Genomic DNA, 363 nt, shown 5'->3' with positions numbered 1-363 from the left:
CGTTGGTAATAATGCCGATGTTCATCCAGAGGATGGAAATAAGTCAATTGCTGATGTTGTGGCCAATGTTAGTGCAACTGATGTAGCAGTTTTAAACATAACAGATCGCGATATCATTACACTGGATATTGAGGTCGAAGAAATGGTTGAGACACTGAATAGCGGAGAGATTGTTACCACCATAACTACTCAATATATCACTGCTGATGACGTGGTATATGGCACGACACAAAGTGTCGATCACCTGTTAAATGATGACTTTACTCGTATCCAGACCTTTGCGTACGACTATAACCTCGATGGTACTGCACGTTACGAAGGCATGTCTCTTGAAATTGGTACTAGAACCGAAACAAGCGAGAC

1 protein-coding gene is annotated in these 363 nt (G+C 41.9%); it reads left to right on the top strand.

Features of this window, described 5'->3' with window-relative positions:
- The coding region (locus tag AB4486_RS25210) for a hypothetical protein (protein ID WP_372119448.1) at positions 1-363 on the top strand (363 nt) is incomplete at both ends.

This window comes from Vibrio sp. 10N.222.55.C6 (assembly GCF_041473395.1).
GTDB lineage: Bacteria > Pseudomonadota > Gammaproteobacteria > Enterobacterales > Vibrionaceae > Vibrio > Vibrio crassostreae_C.
The sequence above is the reverse complement of the archived record's forward strand: the minus strand, read 5'-3'. Positions and strand labels throughout refer to the sequence as shown.